This is a genomic window from Legionella pelazae, from assembly GCF_052527395.1.
The window spans coordinates 174615-194659 of sequence record NZ_JBNVZS010000001.1 but is presented as its reverse complement, the minus strand read 5'-3'; the positions used below and the strand labels follow the sequence as shown (position 1 = coordinate 194659).

Here is a 20045-nt window from a genome sequence, read left to right as displayed (position 1 = left end):
ATAAATGTATTTAAATAGCTTAATTCATGTATTAGCCAACTTAATTAAGGGATTAATTCATGGTAAGATGCGTTCATATTGGTTGCATTATTGGCACAAGGCCTGAACTTATTAAGATGTTTCCTGTTATTGAGCTCTTAAAGTCTTGTTCTTGGGCTAAATTGACTGTTATAAATACAGCTCAGCATCGTAATCTTTTAGATGGTATTTTAGCCTCTTTCCAAATTACGCCTGATATTGATTTAAATGCCATGACTGTTAATCAATCGCTAGGTACCTTAACCAGTAGGCTTTGTAGTAAACTTGAATCGCTTGTTTTAAGACAAAAGTTTGATGTATTGTTAGCAGCCGGTGATACAACGACTGTTTTTGTTTCCGCACTGATGGCTTTTTATCATAATATTTTTTTTGGCCATATTGAAGCGGGTTTAAGAACTTATAATGTGCGGGAACCCTATCCTGAGGAGATAAATCGTGTTCTAACAGCGCCAATGGCCACTTGGCACTTCGCACCAACGCATAATGAGAAAGATAATTTATTACGTGAAAATATTTCGCCGGCAAAGATTATTGTAACGGGTAATCCGGTCATTGATACTCTTTATTGGACATTAAAACATACCCCCGATCGAGGCCAGTTTCAGCACCTTGAAAATATTATCATAGTGACTGCTCATCGACGTGAGAATTTTGGTCAGCATTTAGAAAATATTTGTGCAGCAATTATTGCACTAGCACGAAAGTATAACATTAATTTCGTTTTCCCTGTGCATCCCAATCCACATGTACAAGAAGTAATCACTAAGATGTTAGCTAACAATCCAAAAATTCATTTAATACCACCTCTTTGTTACGAAGAGTTCGTTCATCTAATGCAGCAGTGCATTTTGATAATGACGGATTCTGGCGGTATCCAAGAGGAAGCGCCAGCCTTAAGTAAGCCTGTTTTAGTATTAAGACATACGACTGAAAGACCTGCAATCATTACAGAAGGAGTTGGGTTACTTGTCGGCACTGAGAAAGATAATATTGTAAGCACTGTTGCGCGCCTTCTTGAAGATAAAGAATTTTATGCTTCTATCGCTAAAGGTATTTCTCCTTATGGTGATGGGCATGCGAGTGAAAAGATAGTTAGTTATTTACAAGGCGTACTCTTATAAACTCATTACTTAAATGAAGGATTCCAAATTAGTAGTAGCGCTTTTTCGAGCTTTTTCTAAAGCATGTTTAACAGCCTGCTGGCAAACTTTAAAACTTGTTCGTTTAAAATGACGATCTAGATAAGCACTTAGATGAGGCCAAGCCATTTTATTAAGTGGGAAACCTACCAAATCCATATTTAAAAACATACTGACCACACTGACATCAGCAATGGTAAAATTATTATTTACTAAATATTTTTTATTTAGCAATTGATTATCTAAATAAGTTGCTACAGGCGGCAATTGCTGTTTTAGGGTTGTTTCAATAGCACCTAGGTTAGTTTGTTTACCATATAAGGGAGCAAGCACCATCTGATAATAAATAGGGGCAAGGGCTGTAAATAAAACGGTATCAGCATACTCTTCAAACCATAGCGCTTGGGCATAGGCCTGACTATCTTTAGGGTAAAAACATGGTGTAGGGTATTTTCTTTCCAAATAAGCACAGATAGCAGAGGAATCGGCAAGCATAAAGTTACCATCTTGCAGCGCTGGAATTTTCTGCAATGGGCTTACTTTTAGGAAATTATCATTCACATAATCATATAAAGTAATTGGGTCATTAACAAAATGAATTTGTTTTTCAAGTAATAAAACAAAAGGTTTATGCACAAACACAGAAGCGGGATCACCATATAAAATCATAAACTTAAGACATTAATAAAAAATGATTGGAGCCTTATTAAAACATCAAATGTGCTAAGAAAAAAATAATTTAAAGAGAATGGCTTATTACTTTTACCATAATCCATGCCGTCAATAATCACTGGAGTGAATAATTAAAGCAATTCTCGGAACTGGTTAATAAAAAAATCATATTAGGTTGGATTCAATAAAATCTAATTGAGAAAGCTTAAGCGGTGACTATCCGCTTAAGCTTTCTAGGTTAAAATAAGAAAGGTTTAATTAGTGCTTTTTGCTATTAACAGGTTCTTTTGTTGAAAAGTCTTGCTCCACATCGCTAACGCAATCAAGTATAGCCTTAATTTCAGCCTGCGGTAATTTAAATTTTTTGTTTTCTATTTGAACTGGCTCTGTCCTTAACACAGGTATATCAAATTCAGTCAGCTCATACTCATTAAGGTTAATAGGTTTTTTGGTGGTCATGATAATCTCCGGTTGGCTTTGTTCCATTATAAACAAAAATACTTAAGAGTGTATTAAGAAAATTCTAATTGATTTATTATTAACCTACCTTGCCGGGTAAATTTATCTCTTAATTTTGGCTTAGGCGACTTAACAGTTGGTATCCAGAGGTAATTAAATAGGCTAAATAAATGCTAAGTTTAAGATTAATCATTGAAAAAATATTAAAAAATATCCTGCTAATAGCAAAAATTGTTAATTTTATCTTAATGTGGATGTGCTACATTAAGATCATTAGAATTTAAAATTAATTAGTGCGTTTTATCATGAAAAATCCCATAGAAATAGAAAATTCGGCTTCTATCACTGATACGCCTTTAGTAGAAAATTCTATGATTCTGGATTCTACGATAGAAGGTAATTTGTCAGAAAATAGCGAAAATTTAGAATCTCAAACTACAGAAAATTCGCAATTAATTAACAATAAAAAAAGAACTAATAAGGATTTAGAAGAAGATAGCTCCGTTTCATCACAAGATATTAGCAATAATAATAGCAAAGTTAAAAGACAAAAAGATAATAAAAGTGATCCATCTTTTATAGAGATAATCGGTGTGCCAAGAATAAGTTTTATTGTTTTAAATGCAAATAGCACGGTTAATAGTGCCGGTATAATAAGAGGAAATACAGATAATAGTAATTCTTTTTTATTAAAGCAAAAAGACGCCTATACTGGGCCTAATGCATTTCAATATGCTTATGTTGTATTTAAAGGCAGGGATAAAAATAACAAACCTATACAAATTATATTTATACAAGGTATTAAGAAAGATGGAAATAGCCACCATCCAGGCGTTAGAGATAATGCTAGACACCCCCGTGTTAAAGAATTATTAAAAGAAAAACTGGACATTACCTATGATAATGATTGTGATTATAGTGGCGAATGTAGACCTAATGTAGCCAGTGAAAACGCAGAGCTAACTATAGACAACATGCGAAATACCCTAGGAGAATCTTTAACAAAGTTAACCTTTAATTTAAAGGGTACTAAAACAACGAGTACTTATAGAAGCGAAAAAGCGCCAAAATTAATAACACATATTCCTAAGGAATGTTTTGAAGTAAGTGATGAGCATGATACAGCTAAAGGATTAAAATTTGGCCCGCCTGACTCTCTAGAAGAAGTAGATGGACTAGATGGAGAAGCTTTAAAAGAACAGTCTCAATCCACTTCTACTACCAGCGAAGGTAGCAAGGAGGAAGAAGATAAGTATGATCTAGCTCGAGAACTCAAACTTCTTACCCCTGAGCCAGTAAGAGAAGTAAATGGAGAAGTTTTAAAAGAACAATCTCAATCAGCTTCTATTACCGGTAGTGAAGGTAGCAATATTGACGTACTCAATAAAGAGGAAATTGACCCTACTAAGAATCTATCTATTACGTCTGGTAGCCACACAAGCGCAAATAAATTATCTACTGGCTCAGCAGCATCAATGTTTGGATTTTTTGGTGGCGGGCTTAATAAGACTGCTTCTAACACGAATGAGAATACTAGCGTTGCAGAATATAAATGAGTCTTAGACATTAATACATCTAATAAAGGATAACTGTAAACCAAAATTAGCCTTTAAATTACTTAGATAAATAGTGCAATTTAATAACAAAAAGTAGTTAATTTTACCTTAAGCTGATTGTGTTACATTAGGTTATCAGAAGATTTAAGATTAAATAGTATATTATGCAAAAACGATTTGAATTACAGGATAATCCTTCAGAAAGTACTTCTTCGACTGCCACCTCTGAAGTTCAAATAAAAGAAGCGTCTCTAGATCAACATTCTAGTGAACCAGCGTACACATCGGTAAGTATTGATGTAGGAAGCTTAAAGACTGATCCAATTACAGATTCCCCATTAAGTAGGAAAAGAGGATCAGCATTATCTGAAGCAGCAGACAGTGCTAGTGTGGTTAAGAATACAGTTGATGCTAATAACTGTAATGAAAACAATATAAAAAAAACCAAAAACATAAACAAAGATGAAGTAAAACATCCTTTGTATGTAACAAATGGTATGCGCGGGCAAAGTTTCGTTGTGTTAGATGAGCAAAGTGTCGCAATTCTAGGGGGCAGAACACCCTATCCTAGTAACTTAAGTAATCGCTTTTTATTGCCTCAACCTACTCCTTATACAGGAACAAATCCCTATAATACGGCTTATCTAGCTTTTAATGCATTACTTACTACTAAGGAAGGTATAAAAAAGCCGGTGCAAGTTATATTTATGAGAGGCATTAATCAGAATGGCCAAAGTTGGCATGATAGCATTGGTGAGCAGGCAAGATTATGGCGAAAAGAACTATTAGAGCATGGCATTGTTATCCCTGATTGGATGAAACCCAGTTATAGTGGCGAATGTAAGGGTGATTTAACGGAAGATGATTTTGTGCAGAATGTATTAGGTCATCGCTTAGCAGGCATCGAGTTTAATTTAAAAGGGACTCTGTCTGATCGTTATAGAAATAAGGGTGGCACGCAAAAGGAGGAAGAGATTCCAGCTTTAGTAACTCATATTCCATTAGAGCTTTTAATGCTTAATTCTGAATATGATGAGGTCATCAGAAGAAAAATGCAGCCCCCTAATCCATTAAATAGGGACGGTGAAAAAATCAGTTCTTCGACACTCACAGCAAATATAGGCCTTTTTGCAGGCAAAAAGGAAATTGAAGTTAATAGTGGTCATAAATCAACTAGCACTTCTTATGGAATTGAGGAAAAAGATAATCACCTTGTAGATAATAATGATTTGATTGGTGATACAATGCCTCAAGCCATAAAGTAGGCATTTAATAAAGACAAAATAATATTAATACTTACGTTAATAATATCTTTTTTATCTCCTTATACGAATCATTGATTGTTTTTATTGACTTAGGTGCAATAAAAATAGAATCATCACCCGCAATGGTGCCCAGAATTTGAATTCTGTCGCGATGATAATCTAATACGCGAGCAACCAATTGCGCAGCACCTGGGCTTGTGTTAACAATAATAATGGCTTCATTGGCAACCACATCGATAATTAAAGTTGATAATTGACTTGAGGTAGTAGGGGGCGCAGGCTCTCTTGCTAACCGGTAAACGATTTGCCCTAACTCATTTTTAGATTTAATGGCATTGAGCTTATGAATTAAGCGTGATACTTTCGACTGATTGACATGATGTCCTTTAGTTTGCAGCGCTGCACAAATATCTTCTTGGGTTGTTACAGTTCCCTCTATCAGTAATTGTCGTAGATCGTCCATTAATGTTTGATCGTGATCATCTTTGCGACTCACTGAACTGGCCATTTATCTATCCTTCATTTAATTCATCAAGAATGAATATTTATTCAATATTATGCCACAAAATTTGCATAATTTGTTAATTCTTGCTTGTAAAAAAAATTCTAATAAGTTAATATTCAATAATTCTGAATATTTACTCAATTTGAAAGCTAATTTTTGGATTTTTATTCATGACAAAGATAATTAATGTTGCTATTGCAGGTATACAAGGCTATAGCGGTCAAGTATTAGTGCAACTGGTAAAATGTCACCCATATTTAAACCTAGTTGCCGCCTTCAGTCGTCAAACTCAAGTTGAGCTACACCAACAGTTACCAGCTTTAAAGCTACAAAATATTCCAGTATATAGTTATGAAGACATTAAGCTATGTATTGCCCAAATCGATGTTTTATTTTTAGCAACCCCTGCCCAGGTTTCCATTGAAATTGCTGCAGCTTTATTTGATAACGCAATTCGGATTATTGATTTAAGTGGCGGCTTTCGGTTACCTGAAGAACAATTTTTAACCTGGTATGGGTTAAAACATGCTGCGTCTTTTCTAATTGATAAAGCTTGTTATGGCCTAACGCCTTGGATAACTTCGCAACCGACACATCAATTAATTGCTAATCCAGGTTGTTATGCCACAGGTGCCTTAATGAGCTTACTGCCTTTGCTTAAAGCAGATGTACTAAACCAAAACACGATCATTATCGATGCAAAATCAGGTGTATCAGGTAGTGGAAAGCAAACAAATCCCCATTTAATGTTTTGTGAAATGGCTAATAATTTTCTGCCTTATAAGATAGGAAGTCATCAACATATACCAGAAATTAAAAGCGCACTCACAGCCGTGGGTGGCAAAGATGTGACGCTTCGGTTAACGACTTCACTCCTGCCGCTTGTTCGAGGGATTGCTATGACTATCTATGGCGAGGCCCACGCTGGGTTAACAGATACTGAAATTAGTCAAACTGTTGCGCAAGCTTATCAAGACGCTTATCAAAATTATCCTTTTGTTTATTATCAAGCGTTAGGCCAGAAATCGGCAGATAATCAGTCTATTTTAGCCCTCAACCAGGTTATCGGTACGCCTCATTGCCACATTGGTTATTTCGTGCAAGATGGCCAAATTACATTGTTTACTTCGCTAGATAACTTATTAAAGGGTGCCGCAAGTCAAGCAATAGAAAATCTCAACGCTGCGTTTAGTTTACCGCTGAGTACCGGGTTATTATCATTACAGGGGGGGCTATGATCCTTGGTTCTGGCATTTTTAGAACGAAGCTACCCGATGGCTTTAAAGCAGGGGGTATTAATTGTGGCGTGCGCCTCTATCGGCCAGACTTAGGTGTTATCATTTCTGATTCACCTGCTGTGACCGTAGGCGTTTTTACTCAAAATCACTTTAAAGCAGCCCCTGTTAATTATTGTGAGCAATGTTTACCGGCTGATAATATTAAAGCCATTATTACCAACAGCGGTGAAGCTAATGCCGCCACAGGTGATGAAGGTGTTATTCACAATTTTGTGATGGCTGAAACGCTTGCCAAGAATTTAAATTGCTATCCTAATCAAGTACTCACGGCATCTACGGGCGTCATTGGCAAACCTTTATCCATTGAGAAAATTACCCAAGCAATACCCACTTTAGTTCATAAAACTACCGATATTGCTGAAAATTTTGCTACGGCTATTTTAACCACTGATTTAGTGCCTAAAACAGTTTACAAGGATGTTGAACTTTCAGAAGGCACTATACGCATTACCGGGATTTGTAAAGGATCAGGCATGATTCATCCTAATATGGCTACCATGTTAGGCTATTTGTTAACCGATGCCAAACTGGCTATCTCAGAGGCACAAAATTGGTTAAGACAAGTCTGTGATCAAAGTTTTAATATGATTAGTGTGGATGGTGAGACATCCACAAATGATTGTGTATTTTTAATGGCTAATGGTAATAGTCACGTTTCTATCGATTCTACTTACGATAAAACTATTTTCTATCAAGCACTCTTAGAAATAGCTACCACGTTAGCCAAAAGTATTGCTCGCGATGGGGAAGGCGCTTCAAAATTAATTGAGGCGAAAGTCAGTGGCGCTGCAACTGAAACCCAAGCGAAAGCCGTTGCTAAAGCGATCATCACAAGCCCCCTAATTAAAACAGCAATTTATGGTCAATCGCCTAATTGGGGGCGAATTCTTGCTCGCATTGGCAATGAAGCGATTACTGAAAAAATGCTTAATCAGTGCGAAATTTCAATACAAGGCATCACTTTATTTGCACAAGGCAGACCAAACACTCATTTAATGGCGCTTAAAGAATTATTAGCAAAAGATACCATCATTATTGCGGTTAATTTTTTTCAAGGCGATAAAAAGGCCACTGCCTGGGGATGTGATTTGACTGAGAAGTACGTCAAAATTAATGCGGAGTATGTTTCATGAAGCCACTCAAGCACCCAAAGGTTTATACATCAGCGAGTAAACTCATTTTGATTAAAGTTGGTGGCTCTATTCTACATGACCTCAAGGCAGCCTCTGCATTATGCAATGATCTTAAAGCCATACTGGCAAGCGGTTATCAAATTGTTTTAGTTCACGGTGGCAGTAAAGCTATCAATGAAGCACTTACTATTTATGGCATTGAGTCAAAGTTCATTGCAGGTCTGCGGGTAACATCGAGCGTGGCCATAAAAATTATTGAAATGGTTTTATGTGGGCAAGTCAATCAGATGTTGGTAAGGATGCTTAATAAACTTGGTATCAAAGCAGCCGGCTTATCGGGTGCTGAAAATCACATGCTTCAATGCAATTATTTAGATAATAAATATGGTTTTGTCGGCGAGGTAAAGCAGGTTAATCCAGGTGATATTCACCACTTATTAGCCAATCAGATTACCCCTGTCATTGCAACTATCGGGGTTGATGATGCAGGTAATGCTGTCAATATAAACGGTGATATGGCAGCGTGTCATTTAGCGAGTGCATTGTCCGTCGATAAGCTAATTTATTTAACTGATCAAGATGGTATTTATAATAATCAAGGCGAATTATTAGCAACCCTTTCGGAAAATGCCCTGCAAGAATTAGTAAAGCACGCAGTCGTTAACAATGGCATGCTAGTCAAAGTAAATGCTATTTTAAATGCGTTGCAGCATAATTTAGACCAAGTCATGATTGCCAATGGTAGGCAACCAAATATTTTAATAAATGCAATTTTAAATCAACAAAACCCTGGCACATTATGTTTAAAAATGAAAGAGACAATGAATTAAACGCCCAAATTAAGCCCATAACTGAGGAGAAATAATGAATAAAACTGTCAATAAAATTATTTTAGCTTATTCTGGTGGCTTAGATACCTCCGTCATGATCCCTTGGTTAAAAAATAATTATAATAATACTGAAATTATTGCTGTTATCTGTGATTTAGGGCAACAGGAAGATTTAGTTGCTATTCAAAAAAAGGCTTTGAAAAGTGGTGCTACAAAAGCGTTAGTCTTGGATGTCCAAGAAACATTTATCAAGGATTACTTATGGCCCTTAATGAAAGCAGGTGCCTTGTATGAAGATCAATACATTCTAGGAACCATTTCACGCCCCCTCATTGCTCAAAAACTCGTGGAAGTTGCACTAGCGGAAAAAGCTCAAGCAATTGCGCACGGTGCTACAGGCAAAGGCAATGATCAAGTGCGCTTTGAATATACCATTAATGCACTAGCACCACACTTAAAAGTCATTGCACCTTGGCGAGTATGGGAAATTAAATCAAGGCAACAAGCCATCGAGTACGCGAAAGAGCATGGTATTGAATTAACGCTAACCCCGAAAGCACCTTATTCGCGCGATCATAACATTTGGTATATTTCTCATGAAGGCGGTGTGTTAGAAGATCCAGCCCAAAGTTGCCCTGATGATGTATTACTGATGACTAAACCCCTGGAGCAAACGCCTAATCAGCCAGAGCAACTCAGTATTAAGTTTAACGAGGGTATTCCGGTTGCCATTAATGATCAACCATTACCACCGGTTCAACTCTTAAAGCTGCTCAATGAAATCGCTGGTAACCACGGTATTGGGGTTGCTGATATTATTGAAAATCGTCTAGTTGGCATGAAAATTCGTGGCGTGTATGAAGCGCCGGCGGCGGCTGTGCTTTATAAAGCCCATAAAATGCTGGAAAGTTTATGTCTTGATAAAGCAACGCTGCACCTTAAGCAATCGTTGCAAGGCACCTATGCCAACTTAGTTTATGAAGGACGTTGGTTTTCGCAAACGCGCGAAGCGCTCGATGCGTTTATTGCCGTGACACAAAAATATATTACCGGCACGGTTACACTTAAACTTTTTAAAGGCAATATTGTGCCTGACAGGATGACTTCACCTTATAGCCTTCATCATGCGGCCTTTGCAACGTTTGAAGAAGATGAAGTTTATAATCAGCAAGACGCGGCAGGCTTTATTAATTTATTTTCTTTATCAGCAAAAGTCTTTGGTATGGTGCATGGAGGAAAAAATGAGCAATAAAACTTGGGGCGGACGCTTTAAAAAACCATTGCATCCGCTTGCTGCTCAATTTAACGCTTCCTTAGCCTTTGATCATGTTCTTTATACCTATGATATTTTAGGCAGTAAGGCTCATGCACAAATGCTGGGCAAGCAAAACATTATTCCTCAAAGTGATGCAGATATGATCTGCCATGCCCTGGATGCAATTTTACAAGAGCTTGCGGCAGGTCAATATGTTTTAGATGCTCATTTTGAAGACATTCATATGTTTATTGAACATCTATTAATTGAAAAAATTGGTGATATTGGGAAAAAATTACACACGGGGCGCAGCCGTAATGATCAAGTTGCTCTTGATTTACGTCTCTATACCCGAGAGGCAGTTGATAAAGTTGTTAGCCTATTACAGCCAGTCACGACCGTTTTATGCACGCTCAGTGCTGAACATGCTAGCGCTAAAATGCCTGGCTATACCCATTTGCAACAAGCACAACCAGTCTATTTAGGTTGGTATCTGGATGCTTATAAAAACATGTTTGAACGTGATATTAGCCGCTTTATCGATTTAAAAGAACGCATGAATTTCTCCCCCTTAGGCGCTGGCGCCTTAGCGGGTAGTAGCTTGCCTCTAGATAGGCAATGGGTCGCCCAAGAACTAGGCTTTAAAGGGGTTATTGAAAATACCCTTGATGCGGTGAGTGACCGCGATTTTATTATGGAATTTTGCAGCGCTGCTGCTATTACCATGGTGCATTTATCAAGAATGTGTGAAGATTTTATTTTTTGGGCAACCACTGAATTTAATTTCTTAATCCTAGATGATGCCTTCGCCACAGGTTCCTCGCTTATGCCCAATAAGAAAAATCCTGATATCTTAGAATTAATACGCGGTAAAACTGGACGCGTTTTTGGGCATTTAATGGGTATTTTAACGGTCATGAAAGCACAACCTTTAGCTTATAATAAGGACATGCAAGAAGATAAAGAAGGCTTATTTGATACCGTTATAACCTTAACCTCTTGTCTGACGATTCTTGCTCCCTTCTTAAAAAGCTTAACCTTTAATACAGCTAAGATGAGTGAGCAAGCCAATCAAGGCTATCTAGATGCAACGGCCTTACTAGAAACTTTGGTGAAAAAGGGCATTCCTTTTAGAGATGCGCATCATCAAGTCGGTGCTTGGGTAGCTAAAGCTGTTGAGAAAAATTGCTCATTAACCGAGATTTTAAAGGAGAGCGATGATGGCATATCTCCTGTTGGCTGATAACGCGTATTTGCAGCAGGCGCGTTGTGTAGCTGTTAAAACTCTTCCTAGCGTTTTAATAGCTATGCCTTTCAGTTGTAAAACACTCAGTATCTTAATATGTATTAATCAAAGGGGCTACGTATGATAGCTAATAAAAATCAACAAACACTTTTAGAACCTTTGCAAGAGCTGCATGGGCAAATAAAGCATCCAAATAAAACCAAACATCTTTTAACAGGGAATGAGTTATCCGCGAAAGATATAGCTTATATATTGCGCTTAGCCCATGCCATTAAACAAAATCCTAGTCAATATCACAACGCGCTGAGCAAAAAAGCATTAGCAATGATTTTTGAAAAACCTTCTTTTAGGACCCGCTTAAGTTTTAATTTAGCCATAGAGACACTAGGGGGTATAGCAGTAGAAAGCATTAGCAGTACGAGAAAAACAGAAGAGCCCAAAGACTTCATGCGGGTATTAAACGGTTATTGTGACTTTGTCATGGTAAGAACTCATGCAGATGAGCTGTTAGAAGAGATAGCGCAATATGCAACAATTCCCATCATCAATGGACTATCGGCCTTATATCATCCTTGTCAAATACTGGCCGACTTATTATCCTTACAAGAATGCTTTGGTAAGCTTGAAGACTTAACACTAACCTACATTGGCGATGGTAATAATATTTTGCATAGCCTGCTTACTATGGCACCGCGTGTTGGCGTAACTATCCATTATTGTTGCCCAAAAGGCCATGAACCTGATGCAACAATCTTGTCTTATAGTAAAAACTTATTCCCCAATAAAATTCATTGTTATGCAACGCCCAAGGAGGCTGTGCAAAATGCCCATGCAGTTTATACTGATGTTTGGGTAAGCATGGGATTTGAGCAGCAAAAGACCCAAAGCGCTTTTAATGAGTTTCAAGTGAATGAAGCATTGATGACGAAGGCCAGATCTAACGCTGTCTTTATGCACTGTATGCCAATGGAGCGTGGCAAAGAAGTTTCTGTGACGCTACCTGATAGCCCCCAATCTATTATTTTTAACCAAAGTGAAAATCGCTTACATGTGCAAAAAGCAGTTTTATTATTTTTAAATTCATGCTAAGCATTTCAACTTTTATATTGATTATTAATTAAAGAAAATAAATGTGTTGCGGAAGCTAAATTCAATTCTTAAGTATAGGAGCTACATCAGTAAATTAAAGACGCTCTTAAATTGCAGCGCTAAACTTTAAGCAAAGAAGGCGCCTGTTTTCTTTTACCCGAAGCTATTATTTCTCCATTGTAGTAAATTTGATGATGAAAGGCTAGTTCTTAGTTCTTTAGCAGCAATAAAGCGTCTCAAGTAGTTGGGACTTACTAAAGACTCAGAATTGGTTAGGACGGTTAAGTTACATGCTTGCGCTAAATCAACCTTATCTTCAATTCTACATTGAAGAATTTCTTGAAATTGGCTTGACCATCGTGCACTTTTTGTCACTTTTTCAAACTTTAAGGTTTTAACTAAGTCTGGGTTCTCATTAATATAATGACATAAACTTTCAAATTGATCAGTTTTGTTTTTCTCTACTAAATAAAAGAATAGTTGGCACTTGAACACTTTGAGCTCGGGCCTATCGTGTCTTATATTATTATAAATAGATAAAATACGTTGATAATAGTTTTTAAAAGGAGCCATAACAAGGCTACTATTATCTGGAAAAAATTTTGGATCAATTTTAAATTCTTGCCACATATCTGGATGCTCAATCATATCAATGAAGGTCAGGATACCAGCTGGTGTAATATGAGTATTGTTTAGAAATAAAAAACCACCATTGGTTATATAATCTTTACCCGTACTTAGCATTCTACAAAATAAATCAGTATTATCTTCAATAGATAGATTCTCTAAGTTAAATTGTGATAAATAGCTAAACGGTTTTACGGCGTTGTTTAAAAATTCAAGACTATCCTTATAGACAAGTGCAATATTGACATCATCAGAATCATAAGCATAGTTAAACTCAGCATCATGCCAATTCCAAGTTTCTTTGCTCTTTAATATCGTTGTTTGCCGCGTAAAGAAATCACTTATATGCCACAGAGCTTTAATAATACACTTAGGCGTTTTTGACATCTGAAGACTATGGAACTTCTCATGATCTATTGCTTCTAAAACTGTAATTGGTTTTAACCCATGAATTTGAGAATAAAAGGGCCATTTAGGATAAGGTAGTGAAGATGGCCGAGTAAATTGTCTTACACCAGCCATAATATCATCAATGGTTAGCATACCTAAGCGAAAAGTAGGCTTGACATAATTTTCTTCAAAACGCGCAATACCTAAGGCATCAAAGGCGCCCATAGACAGTCGAACGATTTCTTTCTTAGTTACTTCAACCTCTGTGATGTTTTTCTCTGCTAAAGGTCTGCCATCATCTTGTTGTTCAAGTTCATCTTGCTTATCTAGGGGGCCCTCACCAGACTCAGATATTATATGACCAGATGCTGTAAAAGACGAGGTTTGTTTTTTATCGTGTTCAATTACCGCATCTTCCTTGTAGTCATGCACATATAAGGCTCCCAGTTTATACAGTGTATTGCCTAATTGATCTGCATTATTATCATTGAATTTTAAATAGCCAACTTCTGTTGTGTAAAAGATTTGCTCTGAAGGAGGAAGGGATAATAATAATAACCTAAATGCTTCTTTTTGTGTTGCATCTAAAGGTAGATTTGGACGTGTGATGGAAGGCAGTAATATAGTTTCTGCCTCTGGCGTAAAATTTCCAAAGTGGTCTAAAATTTTATATGTTTTTCGGGGGTTAAAATCCTCAAATACATATAAACGCTCAAAAATAGTACAAATTTGATGATATGAGATTTTACCTTGATCAAATAGCGCTAGGGCAACATAAGGTAATTTGACGTCAGAGAAAATATCTTCTTCCCAATTTCCATTCTTTATTGCAAGCAGCAATTCATCAGCTAATCTTTTATTAACTGAGCGGTAAACTGATTTATTACTAAAAAAATCCTTAACATTTTTTTTATGACGCCAGAATGTTTGAATTGTTCTTGCTGCACTATCTGCAGAATTAAACTTGTGCTTTTTATTTGTATCTGCAAACTTAGCAGAAATAACAGCCATATACTGTTCTACTTCAATTTTCGATAATCGATTTGAAGCGGAGTCTTGTAATCTATTAGATTTTCTTTTTTTAGATAAGTAACTTTTTTTGTAAAAACTATCCCAAGCTTTCTCTGCTTCTGATGGTAGTGTAATAGGCATGTTGTATACCTCTAAATTCTATAGTATCTCAGAATTATCTACTTAGCTCTGGTAAGATAGGTTAATAAAAATGCAATACAATTTTATAATCTTAGCCTTATTTTAAAAGAAAATTCTTAAGAAATTATTAAATAACAGCTAAATTTAAATTTATATTTCAAGAGGGATTTAAAATCATTAATAAAAAGCAAATTATTCATTAATTGAGCTATTTATTGTAAAATGAAAACCACAGTTGAAATTCCTAAATCCCCTATGTTTGGCAAGAAGGGCTAGGGGAGTTAACAGCAACCGGCATTAACCAAAAGCTTCAATTAGGCAAAAAATTGCGGTTAGTTAAACCCCTTTATTATCTATAATTAGATGAAAAATACCTATTAGTGGATGTTTAATTGACATTAATCCATTTATAGGCTAATTTAATACATATATAGATTATTCTGGGAGGCTGTAATGAGTAACTCTATAGCTTTAAAAAATAGCCGATCCGTTGATCTGAATATTGATACTTTAAAGAGAAATACGGCAAACATAGTACAATTATTCAAGCATTGGGATTTAAAAGTTGATGAACAATGCAATTTATTGGGTGGCATAAGCCCTCAACAATTAAACAATTTCCAAAATGGTAAAGCTCATATTTCGGGTAGAGATACCATAGAGCGTGTTGGAAATCTGCTTGGCATACATAAAAGCCTAAGAATTCTATATCCTTACAATAGAGCAGTTGTCTACAAGTGGATAAAAGCTAGAAATAAAAGACTTCATAACTTAACTCCTCTAGAAGTTATGTTATCTGAAGGCTATATTGGCATTGCTCAAGTTAGGAAGTTAACGGATTACATGAGAGGAAATTAATGTCATTGTTCGAGATAATAATTGATTATTCTGAAGATGTTTTTCGAAATATCCCTTCTGTAAGGCCAACGCAAGATTTATTTGATGATCTAAGTGAGAATCCCAATAATTGGGAAGCAGCTAATAATTTAGAAGCCGCTACACATTCTTGTCTTGAAAATAGCCAACTAATACAAAGAGGTTTTGAGTATAGTGAAAACTCATTCATTGATTATCCTTTTGAGAACTTAACTGCATCCCGCTTTAGTGATGGGCAAAATCCATGCTGGTATGCATCTGAAACATTAGAAACCACTATATATGAGACAGTATATCATTTTACTAAGAGCATTACTGATGCGCTTGATGCATTTAGTGGTGAAAAGCAAATTTATGTAGACAGACGGGTAGCTAAAGTAGCTTGTATTGGCTTAGCTATAGATTTGTCATCTAAAACAGAAGAGTACCCGTGGCTTTTAGATCCAATAAACTATTATAGATGTCAGGAAGTAGGAAAACGAGTTGCCAGAGAAGGTCATCCATTGTTAAGAGTGAGATCAGCTAGACATTTTGAAGGTGTGAATATAGTAGCTTTTAGAAGTAATGTTTTATCAAATGTTAGAGAGTATTGTTTTTTGAAATATGCTCTTAATTTGGAAAACATGAAAGTAGTTGTTACACGTGGGAAAAGAACGATTATGACTATTAATAATGATAGTGAATTTGCCTATAATCACGATAGATGTTTTAAAGCCATATCATAATTTAGCTTTATCAATTACAGCCGATAACGGCAGCCAATTTGCCAAACATGAAAAAATAGCCGAGCAATTAAATACCGATTTTTTCATTCATCTATTTAAAAAAGTGCAAGCTTTGAATCAATCACTGATGAATACTTAAAACAATTAAGGATAAAACTCAATGACAGGCCAAGAAAAACATGAGGCTTTAAAACACCAAATATATTATTTTTGGCTTCAACAGCGGGTTTAATAAATTAACTAAGTCTGATTATCACAATAATCAGACTTAATTGGCATCTTGGAGAATCTCACACGAAGTGCAACAAATCCCTTCTGCAAGCCACTAGTTCAGCTCATCAAATATGGTCTATTGTTAATTTCATGTGTGAGCTGATTAATAGCATGTGATTTCATGACATCAATATTGGTTTGCCTTGGCAGCTCAACACGTAAAACACCATCGATAGTTTTGAAATTCAGAGCCTTGATCAAAAGTAATTGTTTTAATAGCAGACTTAATCGATTTTACAGTTGAGATAAGCGCTAATGCGGTAGCTTTTGCTGTTTTATTCTCATTTTTGATGGCAATTAAATAGCGTGTCTTTCTTTCCCTTAACGTCAATAAGTTACCTTTGATACCTCGCTTAAACATCATAAGGTCACCTTCCCAGTGACCAAATTCAGCACGTTCATTAATAACTTGAGGTCGGTTAGTAATCAGCAATTCACTAGGAAACCTCGAGTGACGCGCATAACGTTTAATACGTAACTTATGTTTACGTCTTAAACATGAATAAAATCGATTACGGATGGCGTAATCACTATAAATATAGCGGTAAATTGTCTCATGAGAGATATGCATCCCTACTTTGTTTTCACGTTTTAAACGCCCTTCAATTTGCCAAGGTGACCAACCCCTTGCGAGCTTCTTATGAACATAATCTTGAAGTAGTTTGTTATCATCTAACTTTCGATGGCGTTTCCGGCGCTTTAAATAACGCTTATGGGCAGTTTGGCCTAAATAGTAAGGCTCATTATCAGTCCAAGAACTAACTATGCTATTGCGCTTTAGTTCTCGATAAATCGTTGAGCGATGAACCCTGAGCAGGATTGCTATCTTTGATTTAGCATAGCCCTTGGCCAGCATTAAACTAATAAATCCCCTATCTAGCTCCGTTAACTGTTTATAGTGTTTTCCCATCTCTTTCCTCTCGCGCAACTGATGATAGTTTAATCATCTGTCGCACTTCAGGAAAGATTCTGCCTTTACAGCCATTGTCCTCGCTATATTTAAATTAAATCGTCAATTAACAAAAATTCATTATATTCGCACGGTTTAGCTCATGTAATATGCAATCCTGAACAAGGTTTTCTCCTTTTAGAGCCAAGTCAGAGTTATGTTTTAAATTATATTTTTTATAAATAGCATGGATAAAAGCTTCATAATTATTACGATCGTTAACGTCATCAAACATATAATTAGGATGACTAGAATGTTTAAGTTCTAAAAGATAAACATCATTTTTACCTTTATCTGCCAATGCTTGAGCAATATTTCTTGTATTTTTACAGGTAACTACTGTATCTTTTTTTGAAGTGATAAAAACAATTGGAATTCCTTCAGGGAATTCTTCAACACTTTTTAAGGGTGATGGCCCTTCTGGATCGTACTGCATCAGGTTATATTTCTTAAAAAAAGAAAAACCTAAAGTTATAGCATTTGAAATTTTTTTTGAAATAAAATCTACTGGAATTGTATTTGCTACCCTGCAAGGTATAACATTTTGTACAGAATCAACTGCGCCCTCTAAGACGACTAGTTTTACTTCGGGATATTTTTCCTTTGCAAAAGCACAAAATGTTGCAGCGGTACCCCGAGAGACGCCCCATAAAATAAGTCCATTTGTTTTATCTTTACTAACTAGCCAGGAGTCATATTTTTTTCTATGTGATTGTATATCTGTTTCTTGGCCAATACTCACCTGTGAAAGAATTGGAGTGTGAAATACTACTGACTCTGTTTTTGGGAGACTAGATGTAAAGTGAAACCCATTATGCCAATTAGCTCCCCATGTTATAGCTGAACCTATTATTTTAATAGAATTAAGGTAGGACAAATAGGAATCAAAAGGATTCAAATTAACATCGGCAATTTCAACACCTAAATGCACTTTATAAATCACGTTCAGCGGCGAAAGATTATTTCGTCCTGTACACCACATTGTTTCGCCAGTTGTTGCATTAACTTTCTGATTACCTACATACTTAAGTACTTGCGTTTGAGAAGAGCCATTACCTTGAAAAAATAAGGTATCGCATAACTCTCCTGCATCTATTTCTAATAACTCTTCTATCCTTTTTCCCTGCATCATTAGCACCTCAGACCAAGTAGTTAATTTATATCATAATACTAGAAATATCAAGAATTAAAATTGTCCATTAAGATTATTATTCATAAATACTTAATCTTTTTTTTGCTTGATTGAATATACTTAATGCTTTTGAATACTCTGATATTTATAATCATGTGTTTTTGGGACACTAAGCAATAATGCTCGATTCTGTAATAAATATAAAATTCTCATATTACATCTGTAGGTTTATAAAGAAATGTAGCCTAGGTGAAACAAGAGGATGTCTTGATCAGAAGATGTTAATTGTTTAGTTGTTTCAAAAATAGTAAATTTATATTTAATCAAAAAGGCTCTGAGCATAGCAGATTTCAAGATTTTATCTGACTTAGTTTGAAATACAGTTTCATAAAGCTTGACTAAGACTTGGTAATTATCCTCAAAAGTCGAGTTTCTTATATCACTAAGAAATAATTTAAATTCTAATTCGGCTACTTTTTCAATATTGAACTCCAATTGTTTTTGTTCTTTAATCTCCTGATATGCCGATCGTAGATGAAGCATTAGATATATACCTAATGTATGATCGTCAGCCCCTTTTCCTAATCGTTTTATTTCTCTTACTGCTTGGATATAATGGTGTGCAACTTGACTCGGGTTTTCAACGTTACATTAAAGCTACCCTTACTTACCATCGCCAGAGATAAAATGGCTCTGTTTGCTTCTTAAGATGTGTTTTTGGGACACGTGCTCTCCTCTATGCTTCGTCTCTCAATATCTTATAAATTTGAAATATAAATGTACAATTGGAATAAATATCAAGCAGCTCAATCGTCTCTGGTGATTATTTAGATTTTGTTGGGCTGCACTTCGTTTAGCCCAACCTTGCTACATTTAGTCTTAAATAGATGCTTTCTGAAAGTGGATTAATTCATTTTAGGTCTGGCTTCTGATAACGCTTTGGGTGAGCCATCGCCGTACAAATAGGAATTAAACAAGACTAAGGCGCTTTCAGTTAAAGCTAGTGCCATTCCAGCCATTCCCAAAACCTTCAATAAAGGGCCGGCTTCGCCAGAATTGGTATATGTTTCAAATGCCTCAATTGACAACAACATAAATCCAGCTGTAAATTGCACCCCTCCTACTAGTTGACCCATATAAGTATAAGCCGAATCATCACCTTTATTTCTAAAATACCGGTTACCAAAAAATCCAAAAGCACCAATAACCATACCTCCAATACCAGTAACTATATTTCCTCTAGTCAAAGATTCACTTGCTTTGCTTAAAGCATAAAGCACTGCAGGTCCTCTAGTAGCAATTTGAGTATTTAGTTTCCTTGCGTTTTCATAAACATCAGGACTTATCTTACTTGAACCAACTGGATTAACATCCAACTTTTCTTGCTCCATCGTCTCTTGTGGCATCACTTGCTCCTTGTTGACTTTTAGAAAGT

General features: G+C 36.0%; 19 protein-coding genes and 1 pseudogene. 12 read left to right on the top strand and 8 right to left on the bottom strand.

The window, feature by feature from the left end; translation table 11 throughout:
* Window positions 1-59: 59 nt before the first annotated feature.
* Window positions 60-1160 carry a non-hydrolyzing UDP-N-acetylglucosamine 2-epimerase gene (gene wecB / locus ACQUW5_RS00930; protein ID WP_444989115.1) on the top strand — a complete coding sequence of 367 codons (1101 nt, stop codon included), beginning with the start codon at window positions 60-62 and terminating at the stop codon, window positions 1158-1160.
* Between the two features lie 9 nt (window positions 1161-1169).
* On the opposite strand, the gene ACQUW5_RS00925 is transcribed toward wecB, so the two are convergent.
* Both ACQUW5_RS00925 and ACQUW5_RS00920 read right to left on the bottom strand, forming a co-directional pair.
* Window positions 1170-1847: a glutathione S-transferase family protein gene (locus ACQUW5_RS00925; RefSeq protein WP_444989113.1), complete on the bottom strand. Its 678-nt coding sequence runs from the start codon at window positions 1845-1847 to the stop codon at window positions 1170-1172.
* A gap of 261 nt (window positions 1848-2108) precedes the next feature.
* Window positions 2109-2309 carry a hypothetical protein gene (locus ACQUW5_RS00920; protein WP_444989111.1) on the bottom strand — a complete coding sequence of 67 codons (201 nt, stop codon included), beginning with the start codon at window positions 2307-2309 and terminating at the stop codon, window positions 2109-2111.
* A gap of 305 nt (window positions 2310-2614) precedes the next feature.
* On the opposite strand from ACQUW5_RS00920, the gene ACQUW5_RS00915 reads away from it, so the two are divergent.
* Both ACQUW5_RS00915 and ACQUW5_RS00910 read left to right on the top strand, forming a co-directional pair.
* Window positions 2615-3865, top strand: a complete 1251-nt coding sequence (locus tag ACQUW5_RS00915) for a hypothetical protein (protein ID WP_444989109.1) — start codon at window positions 2615-2617, stop codon at window positions 3863-3865.
* 164 nt (window positions 3866-4029) lie between these two features.
* On the top strand, window positions 4030-5130 hold the full coding sequence (locus ACQUW5_RS00910; protein WP_444989107.1) for a hypothetical protein: 1101 nt from the start codon (window positions 4030-4032) through the stop codon (window positions 5128-5130).
* Between the two features lie 31 nt (window positions 5131-5161).
* Here the strand turns inward: ACQUW5_RS00910 and ACQUW5_RS00905 are convergent, their stop codons facing one another.
* The gene (locus ACQUW5_RS00905; RefSeq protein WP_444989105.1) at window positions 5162-5638 is read right to left on the bottom strand and encodes an arginine repressor; all 477 of its coding nucleotides are present in this window, start codon (window positions 5636-5638) and stop codon (window positions 5162-5164) included.
* A 167-nt stretch (window positions 5639-5805) separates the two neighbouring features.
* Between ACQUW5_RS00905 and argC the strand changes: the two genes are divergently transcribed.
* From argC to argF, 6 genes are all read left to right on the top strand, one after another.
* Window positions 5806-6873 carry an N-acetyl-gamma-glutamyl-phosphate reductase gene (gene argC / locus ACQUW5_RS00900; RefSeq protein ID WP_444989103.1) on the top strand — a complete coding sequence of 356 codons (1068 nt, stop codon included), beginning with the start codon at window positions 5806-5808 and terminating at the stop codon, window positions 6871-6873.
* Window positions 6870-8066: a bifunctional glutamate N-acetyltransferase/amino-acid acetyltransferase ArgJ gene (gene argJ, locus ACQUW5_RS00895; protein ID WP_444989101.1), complete on the top strand. Its 1197-nt coding sequence runs from the start codon at window positions 6870-6872 to the stop codon at window positions 8064-8066. Before argC ends, argJ begins: the two co-directional genes overlap by 4 nt.
* Window positions 8063-8896 (top strand): acetylglutamate kinase, encoded by an 834-nt coding sequence (argB, locus tag ACQUW5_RS00890; RefSeq protein WP_444989099.1) that lies wholly within the window; start codon window positions 8063-8065, stop codon window positions 8894-8896. Before argJ ends, argB begins: the two co-directional genes overlap by 4 nt.
* A gap of 34 nt (window positions 8897-8930) precedes the next feature.
* Window positions 8931-10148: an argininosuccinate synthase gene (locus ACQUW5_RS00885; protein WP_444989097.1), complete on the top strand. Its 1218-nt coding sequence runs from the start codon at window positions 8931-8933 to the stop codon at window positions 10146-10148.
* Window positions 10138-11394, top strand: a complete 1257-nt coding sequence (gene argH, locus ACQUW5_RS00880; RefSeq protein ID WP_444989095.1) for an argininosuccinate lyase — start codon at window positions 10138-10140, stop codon at window positions 11392-11394. The genes ACQUW5_RS00885 and argH overlap by 11 nt, the downstream gene beginning before the upstream one ends.
* Before the next feature lie 123 nt (window positions 11395-11517).
* Window positions 11518-12486 carry an ornithine carbamoyltransferase gene (gene argF, locus ACQUW5_RS00875; protein ID WP_444989093.1) on the top strand — a complete coding sequence of 323 codons (969 nt, stop codon included), beginning with the start codon at window positions 11518-11520 and terminating at the stop codon, window positions 12484-12486.
* A gap of 153 nt (window positions 12487-12639) precedes the next feature.
* Here the strand turns inward: argF and ACQUW5_RS00870 are convergent, their stop codons facing one another.
* Window positions 12640-14655 carry a hypothetical protein gene (locus ACQUW5_RS00870; protein WP_444989091.1) on the bottom strand — a complete coding sequence of 672 codons (2016 nt, stop codon included), beginning with the start codon at window positions 14653-14655 and terminating at the stop codon, window positions 12640-12642.
* A 453-nt stretch (window positions 14656-15108) separates the two neighbouring features.
* Here ACQUW5_RS00870 and ACQUW5_RS00865 point away from each other — a divergent pair, with 453 nt between their 5' ends.
* The 3 genes and pseudogenes from ACQUW5_RS00865 to ACQUW5_RS00855 all read left to right on the top strand — a co-directional run.
* On the top strand, window positions 15109-15513 hold the full coding sequence (locus tag ACQUW5_RS00865) for an antitoxin Xre/MbcA/ParS toxin-binding domain-containing protein (RefSeq protein WP_444989089.1): 405 nt from the start codon (window positions 15109-15111) through the stop codon (window positions 15511-15513).
* Complete coding sequence (locus ACQUW5_RS00860; RefSeq protein ID WP_444989087.1) at window positions 15513-16256, top strand: RES family NAD+ phosphorylase; 744 nt, start codon at window positions 15513-15515, stop codon at window positions 16254-16256. Before ACQUW5_RS00865 ends, ACQUW5_RS00860 begins: the two co-directional genes overlap by 1 nt.
* Window positions 16213-16341 (top strand): annotated as a pseudogene (locus ACQUW5_RS00855) (IS30 family transposase); the annotation flags it as partial. The gene ACQUW5_RS00860 and the pseudogene ACQUW5_RS00855, both read left to right, overlap by 44 nt.
* A 339-nt stretch (window positions 16342-16680) precedes the next feature.
* Here the strand turns inward: ACQUW5_RS00855 and ACQUW5_RS00850 are convergent.
* From ACQUW5_RS00850 to ACQUW5_RS00835, 4 genes are all read right to left on the bottom strand, one after another.
* Window positions 16681-17439: an IS30 family transposase gene (locus tag ACQUW5_RS00850; protein WP_444989085.1), complete on the bottom strand. Its 759-nt coding sequence runs from the start codon at window positions 17437-17439 to the stop codon at window positions 16681-16683.
* A 106-nt stretch (window positions 17440-17545) separates the two neighbouring features.
* Window positions 17546-18610: a hypothetical protein gene (locus ACQUW5_RS00845; RefSeq protein ID WP_444989083.1), complete on the bottom strand. Its 1065-nt coding sequence runs from the start codon at window positions 18608-18610 to the stop codon at window positions 17546-17548.
* A gap of 228 nt (window positions 18611-18838) precedes the next feature.
* Window positions 18839-19153 carry a hypothetical protein gene (locus tag ACQUW5_RS00840; RefSeq protein WP_444989081.1) on the bottom strand — a complete coding sequence of 105 codons (315 nt, stop codon included), beginning with the start codon at window positions 19151-19153 and terminating at the stop codon, window positions 18839-18841.
* Between the two features lie 362 nt (window positions 19154-19515).
* Window positions 19516-20016 (bottom strand): hypothetical protein, encoded by a 501-nt coding sequence (locus ACQUW5_RS00835; protein WP_444989079.1) that lies wholly within the window; start codon window positions 20014-20016, stop codon window positions 19516-19518.
* Window positions 20017-20045 lie beyond the last annotated feature (29 nt).